Source organism: Burkholderia sp. HAN2018, from assembly GCF_024704855.1.
Lineage (GTDB): Bacteria > Pseudomonadota > Gammaproteobacteria > Burkholderiales > Burkholderiaceae > Burkholderia > Burkholderia cepacia.
The window spans coordinates 1-8,285 of sequence record NZ_QOBB01000278.1 but is presented as its reverse complement, the minus strand read 5'-3'; the positions used below and the strand labels follow the sequence as shown (position 1 = coordinate 8,285).

At 69.7% G+C, this 8,285-nt stretch carries 8 protein-coding genes and 1 pseudogene; all 9 read left to right on the top strand.

The window, feature by feature from the left end; all coding sequences use genetic code 11:
• Positions 1 to 450: pseudogene (locus DPV74_RS36505) on the top strand (serine/threonine protein kinase); the annotation flags it as partial.
• Entirely contained in the window at positions 437 to 1,552 is a 1,116-nt protein-coding gene (gene tssA, locus DPV74_RS36500) for a type VI secretion system protein TssA (protein ID WP_119338953.1), read from the top strand. The pseudogene DPV74_RS36505 and the gene tssA, both read left to right, overlap by 14 nt.
• Positions 1,553 to 1,643: 91 nt before the next feature.
• Entirely contained in the window at positions 1,644 to 2,198 is a 555-nt protein-coding gene (gene tssB / locus DPV74_RS36495) for a type VI secretion system contractile sheath small subunit (RefSeq protein ID WP_027791616.1), read from the top strand.
• Positions 2,191 to 3,699 carry a type VI secretion system contractile sheath large subunit gene (tssC, locus tag DPV74_RS36490; RefSeq protein WP_060085286.1) on the top strand — a complete coding sequence of 503 codons (1,509 nt, stop codon included), beginning with the start codon at positions 2,191 to 2,193 and terminating at the stop codon, positions 3,697 to 3,699. Before tssB ends, tssC begins: the two co-directional genes overlap by 8 nt.
• A 71-nt stretch (positions 3,700 to 3,770) precedes the next feature.
• Positions 3,771 to 4,262 (top strand): type VI secretion system tube protein Hcp, encoded by a 492-nt coding sequence (locus DPV74_RS36485; RefSeq protein ID WP_027791618.1) that lies wholly within the window; start codon positions 3,771 to 3,773, stop codon positions 4,260 to 4,262.
• A 16-nt stretch (positions 4,263 to 4,278) separates the two neighbouring features.
• Entirely contained in the window at positions 4,279 to 4,827 is a 549-nt protein-coding gene (tssE, locus tag DPV74_RS36480) for a type VI secretion system baseplate subunit TssE (protein ID WP_021157089.1), read from the top strand.
• Positions 4,828 to 4,831: 4 nt separating this feature from the next.
• Entirely contained in the window at positions 4,832 to 6,703 is a 1,872-nt protein-coding gene (tssF, locus tag DPV74_RS36475; RefSeq protein ID WP_119338952.1) for a type VI secretion system baseplate subunit TssF, read from the top strand.
• An 8-nt stretch (positions 6,704 to 6,711) separates the two neighbouring features.
• The gene (gene tssG, locus DPV74_RS36470; protein WP_374709014.1) at positions 6,712 to 7,788 is read left to right on the top strand and encodes a type VI secretion system baseplate subunit TssG; all 1,077 of its coding nucleotides are present in this window, start codon (positions 6,712 to 6,714) and stop codon (positions 7,786 to 7,788) included.
• 12 nt (positions 7,789 to 7,800) lie between these two features.
• On the top strand, positions 7,801 to 8,285 hold a 485-nt coding region (locus DPV74_RS36465; RefSeq protein WP_276141381.1), incomplete at its 3' end, for a Clp protease N-terminal domain-containing protein.

The window sequence follows — 8,285 nt, the reverse complement described above, 5'->3', positions numbered from 1 at the left end:
CAGGTTGCGACCACCGTGACGAACGCGGCCCCGCCGCCGGCCGGCGCCAGTCCCGCCATCGCGCCCGCCGGCAGCCTCGACGCGTCGGAGCGCGTCGTCAACGTGCCGCCGTCGGAAGCCGCCGTTCCGCCGGTGACGACGCCATCCCCGGCACCGAAACCGCCGGACAGCCAGACGGCCGTCGCCGCCGTGAACGCGCTGCCTGCCGAGCAACAGCCGCGTGCGCCGAAGGCGCAGGAAACCGTGCAGGTGCGTTTCAACGTGCGGCCATGGGGCGACGTCTACGTGAACGGCGCGCGGCGCGGCGCGAGCCCGCCGCTGCGTTCGGTATCGCTGACGCCGGGCGTCTACGTGATCGAAATCCGCAACGGCTCGCTGCCGCCGTTGCACCGCACCGTGGCGATCGATTTCGGCAGCAAACCGGTCAACATCGACTATGCATTCGAATGACGTCAGCCAGGCGGCGCTGGCCGCCGCCGCATTTTCCGCGGTGCCGCCCGGCATCCCGGCGACACCGCGCGCGGGCCTGATCGGCCCGTTGCTCGCCGATGTCGCGCCCGATGCGCCGTGCGGCGCGAACCTCGAATACGACGCCGAGTTCCTGCAGTTGCAGGAGCGTGCGACACCGCGCGCCGAGCAGCAATACGGCGACACCGTGATCCCGGCCGAGGCGCCCGACTGGCGCGCGGTCGAGCGGCTCGCGCTGGCGCTGTCCGCGCGCACGAAGGACCTGCGCGTGATCGCCTGTCTCGCGCGAAGCTGGACCGAGCAGCACGGCATCCCCGGTTATGCGGACGCGCTCGCGCTCGTCGCGAACCTGCTCGAGCGCCGCTGGGACGCCCTGCATCCGCGGCTCGACGCGGACGGCGAACCGGACCCGACACCGCGGATGAACGCGCTCGCCGACGTGGCCGGCGCACACGACTGCGCGCGCGCGGCGCGCCGCCAGCCGCTGTTCGAAGGCGGGCCGAGCGTGCGCGACGCCGAACGGCTGCTCGACGGCCGCGACGATACCGGCAGCCCCGTAGCCGGCAGCCGCGAAAGCCTGCTGGCCGCGCTGTCGGCCGCGTCGGGCGATGGCACGACGCCGCTCGACGCGGCGCGCGCGGCACTGCACGCGCTGGATGCGATCCGCGCGTGCGTGACCGACAAGCTGGGCCGCGAATGGGCACCCGACGAAGGCGATGCGGAGAGGGCGCTGCGGCGCATCGTACGCGAGGTGCCGCTACCCGAGCCGCAACCGGTGTCGCCCGACACGCAGCAGGCCGTTCCCGGCGACGCGTCGCAGGCGGTCTCGGCACCCGCTGCGTCGAAGCCGATGCCGGACGGCCACGCGTGGCGCGAAGCCGACATCACGAGCCGCGACGACGTGCGCATCGGTCTCGACAAGATGTGCCGCTATTTCGAACAGCACGAACCGAGCCACCCGGCGCCGCTGCTGCTGCGCCGCGCGCAGCGGCTGCTCGCGCTCGACTTCTACGAAATCATCCGCGATCTCGCGCCGGAGAGTCTCGCGAAGCTGGACCTGCTGAGCGGCGAGCGAAGCGAATGAAACGAATGGACCGAACGAAAGGAACGAAAGGAACCGCCATGCGGGCGGCAACGACGGACTGCGCAACCTGATCGATGTGAAGGAGTGGACGATGACGGACAGAACCAAGGCGGCGGGCAGCGGACAGAAGTTCATCGCGCGCAATCGGGCGCCGCGCGTGCAGATCGAGTACGACGTCGAGACCTACGGCGCCGAACGCAAGGTACAGCTGCCGTTCGTGATGGGCGTGATTTCGGACCTGGCGGGCAAGCGCGCCGAGCCGCTGCCGGACCTGCCGGAGCGCAAGTTTCTCGAGATCGACGTCGACAACTTCGACGAGCGGATGAAATCGGTCGCGCCGCGCGTCGCGTTCCAGGTGCCGAACACGCTGACGGGCGAAGGGATGCTCAACGTCGACATGACGTTCGAGCAGATCGACGATTTCTCGCCGGCCGCGATCGCACGCAACGTCGACGCGCTGCGCCGGCTGCTGGAGGCGCGCACCGAGCTGTCGAACCTGCTGTCGTACATGGACGGCAAGCACGGTGCCGAGCAACTGATCGAACGCGCGATCAACGACCCCGACCTGCTGAAGACGCTCGTGCGCGAACCGCACGCGAGCGCGCAGAGCGGCGACGCGACCCAACCGGAGGCCCGCGATGAATGATCCTGTCCAGTCCCGCGTCGACGCGCGCGATGCCGCGCGACCCGCCGTCGCGCACGACGAATTCGCGGCGCTGCTGCAGAAGGAGTTCAAGCCGAAGACGGCCGAGGCGCGCGAATCGGTCGAGCGCGCGGTGCGCACGCTTGCGCAGCAGGCGCTCGAACATACGGTCGGCATGACGACCGACGCGTACGGCAGCGTGAAGCAGATCATCGCGGAGATCGACCGCAAGCTGTCCGAGCAGATCAATCAGATCCTGCATCACAACGAGTTCCAGACGCTCGAAGGCGCGTGGCGCGGGCTGCATTACCTCGTCACGCACACCGAGACCGACGAGCTGCTGAAGATCAAGGCGCTGCCGGCGTCGCGCAACGAAGTCGCGCGGACGCTGAAACGCTACAAGGGCGTCGCGTGGGACCAGAGCCCGCTGTTCCGCAAGATCTACGAGGAGGAATACGGTCAGTTCGGCGGCGAGCCGTTCGGCTGCCTGGTCGGCGATTTTCATTTCAACCACAGCCCGCCCGACGTCGAGATGCTCGGCGAGCTGTCGAAGATCGCGGCGGCCGCGCACGCGCCGTTCATCGCCGGCGCGTCGCCCGAGCTGATGCAGATGGATTCGTGGCAGGAGCTGTCGAACCCGCGCGACCTGACGAAGATCTTCCAGAACACCGAATACGCGGCGTGGCGCAGCCTGCGGCAATCGGAGGATTCACGCTACATCGGGCTCGCGATGCCGCGCTTTCTCGCGCGGCTGCCGTACGGCGCGCGCACCAACCCGGTCGACGAATTCGACTTCGAGGAAGACACCGACGCCGCGAACCACGACCGCTATACGTGGGCGAACTCGGCGTACGCGATGGCCGCGAACATCAACCGCTCGTTCAAGCAGTACGGCTGGTGTTCGTCGATCCGCGGCGTCGAATCGGGCGGGGCGGTCGAAGGGCTGCCGAGCCACACGTTCCCGACCGACGACGGCGGCGTCGACCAGAAATGCCCGACCGAGATCGCGATCAGCGACCGCCGCGAGGCCGAGCTCGCGAAGAACGGCTTCATGCCGTTCGTGCACCGGAAGAACTCGGATTTCGCGGCGTTCATCGGCGCGCAGTCGCTGTACCAGCCGGCCGAGTACCACGATCCCGACGCAACCGCGAACGCGCGCCTGTCCGGCCGCCTGCCGTACCTGTTCGCGTGCTGCCGCTTCGCGCATTACCTGAAGTGCATCGTGCGCGACAAGATCGGCTCGTTCCGCGAACGCGACGACATGGAGCGCTGGCTGAACGACTGGATCATGAACTACGTCGACGGCGACCCCGTCAATTCGTCGCAGGAAACCAAGGCGCGCAAGCCGCTCGCGGCCGCGCAGGTGGTCGTCGACGAGGTCGAGGACAACCCCGGCTACTACACGTCGAAATTCTTCCTGCGGCCGCATTACCAGCTGGAAGGGCTCACCGTGTCGCTGCGGCTCATCTCGCGGCTGCCGACCGCGAAGGCGGCCAACGAATGAGCGGCGGCGCATGCAACGATCGGACTTCAACGCGGCATTCATCCTGACATCGCACTGAAACGGAGACGGTTATGGGCGTGGCAATGTTTATGAAGGTGGACGGCGTGACCGGCGAATCGGCGGACGCGCAGCACAAGGGCTGGACCGACATCCAGTCGTTCACGTGGGGCGCGAGCCAGCCGGGCGCCATGGCGAGCGGCAGCGGCGGCAACGCGGGCAAGGCGAGCTTCAACGATCTGGTCGTCGCCGCGTACATGGACAAGGGGGCACCCGCGATCATCAAGAACTGCGCGAACGGCAAGCATTTGTCGTCGGTCGAGATCTCCGCGTGCAAGACCGGCGGCACGCAGGTCGAGTTCATGCGCGTGACGCTGCAGGAGGTGCTCGTCACGTCCGCGCAGGTCGCGGGGATCGATCCGGGCGACGTCGCCGACCGGCTGATGATGCACTACGGCTTCCAGGCCGCGAAGGTGAAGAAGCAGTACTGGCAGCAGAACGACAACGGCGGCAAGGGCGCGGAGGTGACCGTCGGCTGGAACATCAAGGAAAACACCGAGATGTGACGGCGCGGAGACGACCATGGACGACCCGCGAACCCGCGACGGCCGGGAGGGCAACCTGCGCGACCGGCTTCAGCCCGCGCTGCTCGACCGGCTCACCGACGACACGCCGCAGCGCGCGAGCGAAGCGCCCGGCGCGCAGTGGATCGGCACCGAACGCCTGCGTGCGGCCGTGCTGCGCGATCTCGCGTGGCTGCTCAACACGCGCAACGCCGAGGACGGTTTCGTCGACTGGCCGGCGTTCGCGCACGCGCAGGCGTCGGTGCTCAACTACGGGATGCGGCCGCTCGTCGGCAAGCCGATGTCGGGCGTCGAGCGGATGTCGGTCGAGGCGTCGATCCGCGACGCGATCGTGCGCTTCGAGCCGCGCATCGCGCCCGACAGCATCGACGTCCGCAGCGTGACCGATGCGCCGGGCGGCCGCGCCGGCGAACGGCGTCACAACGTGCTGCTGTTCGAGATTCGCGGCACGCTGTGGTCGATCCCGCATCCGCTCGAATTCGTGCTGCGCTCCGACCTCGATCTCGAGACGGGCGCGATGTCGCTGCAATCCGTGGCGGGAGCCTGACGCGATGGATACGCGCCTGCTCGACTACTACAACCGTGAACTCGCGTACCTGCGCGAGCTCGGCGGCGAATTCGCGCAGCAGTTCCCGAAGGTCGCCGCGCGGCTGCGGCTCAATGAATCGGGGCCACCCGACCCGTACGTCGAGCGGCTGCTCGAAGGCTTCAGCTTCCTCACCGCGCGCGTGCAGTTGAAGATGGACGCCGAGTTTCCGCGCTTCACGCAGGCGCTGCTCGATGCCGTGTATCCCGGTTATGTCGCGCCGCTGCCGTCGATGGCGATCGTGCGGTTCGCGCCGATGCTGAACGAAGGCAGCCTCGCGCAAGGCTGGCGGCTGCCGGCCGGCACGGCGCTGCGTGCACGGCCGGCCGCGTCCGAGCAGACCGCGTGCGAATTCCGTACCGCGCACGACCTGACGCTGTGGCCGCTCGAACTGACCGATGCGAGCGTCACCGGCGCACCGTCGTGGCTGCCGCGCGGCGTCGTCGCCGCACGACAGGACGTGCGCGGTGCGCTGCGCATCCGGCTGAAGGCGCGCGGCGGCGCCAGGCTGTCGCAACTGCCGCTCGACCGGCTGACGTTCCATCTCGCGGGCCCCGAGCGCGACGCGCTGCACCTGCTCGAACTGATCGCCGCCCATGCGCTCGGCGTCGTGTGCCACGATCCGGCGCAGCCGCCGCGCTGGCTGCATACGCTCGATGCCGACGCGATCGTCCACGAGGGTTTCGATCCCGCGCAGGCGATCCTGCCCGACGACGGCCGCAGCTTCCACGGCTACCGGCTCCTGCGCGAGTATTTCGCGTTTCCGGCGCGCTTCCTGTTCTTCAGCATCGGCGGGCTGCGTGCCGCGCTCGCTCGCGCGACCGGCGACGAGTTCGAACTGACCGTGCTGTTCGACCGCCACGACGCGGCGCTCGAGGCGGCCGTCAGCGCGCGCCACCTCGCGCTGAACTGCACGCCGGCCGTGAACCTGTTCGCGCGCCGCGCCGATCGCATTCAGTTGCAGCCGGGAGCGCGCGAACACCATGTCGTCGTCGATCGCAGCCGGCCGCTCGACTACGAGGTCTATGCGGTGCAGCGCCTCGCGAGCGAGCAGCGCGACGACGGCCAGTCGCGCGAATTCCGGCCGTTTCACGCGTCGTTCGCCAGCGACGACGGCAACCACGGCGCGTACTACACGGTGCGGCGCGAACCACGGCTCGTCTCCGCCCAGGCGCGCGCGAACGGCACGCGCACCGGCTACGTCGGCAGCGAGACCTACGTGTCGCTCGTCGACAGCCAGTGCGCGCCGTACGACGAGACGATGCGCTACCTGGCGGCCGACACGCTGTGTACCAACCGCGACCTCGTGCTGCTGCAGCCGCCAGGCGATGCGAACACGTTCACGCTGCGCGTGTCGGCCCCGGTCGACAGCATCGTCGCGATCCGCGGCCCGTCGCGGCCGCGCCCGCCGATCGCCGACGCGCAAACCGCGTGGCGGCTGATCCGCCATCTCGGGCTCGCACGTCACACGCTGACCGATCTCGACGACGTCGAGGGCGCGCATGCGCTGCGCGAACTGCTCGGCCTGCACGCCGACCCGGCCGATGCCGCGATGCGCCGGCAGATCGACGGCGTGCTGCGCGTGGCGTTCTCGCCGGTGTTCCGCCGGCTGCAGGCGTCCGGCCCCCTGATGTTCGGGCGTGGCGTGCAGGTCGACGTGACCGTCGACGACCATGCGTTCTCCGGCGACAGCCCGTTCCTGCTCGGCGCGGTGCTCGAACAGTTCTTCGCGCGCCACGTGTCGATCAACGCGTTCGCCGAATGCGTGCTGACCAGCGCGCAGCGCGGCACGCTCGCGCACTGGCCGGCGCGTGTCGGCAGGCGGCCCGCGATATGACGCGCGACATGTCTCCGCGTGCCGGAACGGCCACCGAAGCCGCACGCCGCGACGCGTGGTGGGCGCGCCTGCGTGCCGCGCCGCACGGTTACGACCTGTTCCAGGCGCTGCGCTGGCTCGATGCGCTGTCGCCCGGCCGCGCGCCGCTCGGCCATGGCACGCGGCCGCGCGACGAGCCGGTGCGGCTCGGGCAGCAACCGTCGCTCGCGTTCGCGGCGTCGATGCTCGCCGGCGTGACCGACGACGGCACCGTGCCGCCGCGCATTGCCATTCACGGATTCGGGCTGTTCGGCCCGAACGGGCCGCTGCCGACGCACCTGACCGAATACGCGTACGAACGCGCCGCACAGCACGACGACCCGACGTTTGCCGCGTTCGCCGACCTGTTTCATCACCGGCTGATCCTGCTGTTCTACCGCGCGTGGGCCGACGCGCAGCCGACGGTGAGCCTCGATCGCCCGGAACGCGCGCGCTTCGACGGGTATGTCGCGAGCCTGATCGGGCGCGCGGCGCACGACGACAAGCCCGCCGCGCATGCCGACGCCGACACGCTCGCGCCGCATGCGCGTTATTTCCATGCCGGCCATCTCGTCCGGCACACGCGCAACCCGGAAGGGCTCGTGCAGATCCTGCGCCGGCATTTCGGTGTCGAGGCCCGCATCGTCGAGCACGTGCCGCAATGGGTCGCGATCGAACGGTCGCAGCGCTGCACGATCCGCGCGACGCGGCCGACCTTGCGGCTGGGCGCCGTCGCGCTCGGCATCGCGGTGCGCGATGCGCAGTCGCGCTTCCGGATCGTGCTCGGCCCGCTGTCGCTCGACGCGTACCGCCGCTTCCTGCCGGGCGGCCCGCATGCCCGGCAGCTCGCGTCATGGGTGCGCGAATACGTCGGCATCGAGTTCGACTGGGACGTGCAGCTCGAACTGGCGGCCAACGCAGTGCCGGCGATCGCGCTCGGCGCGCCGCAGGGCATCGGCCGCACCGCGTGGCTCGGGCAGCGGCTCGAACCGGGCCCCGCGCGCGACCTCGTCGTCCGCTACGACGTGCGGCGCGCCGGCGCACCCCTTCATCGCGAAACCGCCTAAACGGGAACCGTCATGTCCGATATCGGCCGCGTCAACCTGTTCGGAAAACTGAATCCGTTCCTCTACGAGACGCTCGAGCAGGCGACCGGCTTCTGCCGGTTGCGCGGCAATCCGTACGTCGAGCTCGCGCACTGGTTCAAGCAGATGCTGCAACGGCCCGACGGCGACCTGCAGCGCGTGCTGCGCCACTTCACGATCGACGACGCCGCGATCGACCGCGGGCTCGTCGCCGCGCTCGACAAGCTGCCGCGCGGCGCGGGCTCGGTGTCGGATCTGTCCGTGCATATCGACGACGCCGTCGAACGTGCGTGGGTATACGCGACGCTGAAGTACGACGCGACGCGCATTCGCGGCGCGGTGCTGCTGCTCGCCATCCTGAAGACGCCGCAGTTGCGCAACGTGCTGCTGGCGATCACGCGCGAATTCGAGCGCATCGTGCCGGACGTGCTCGCCGACGCGCTCGAATCGATCGTCGAAGGCTCGCCCGAGGCGCCGCC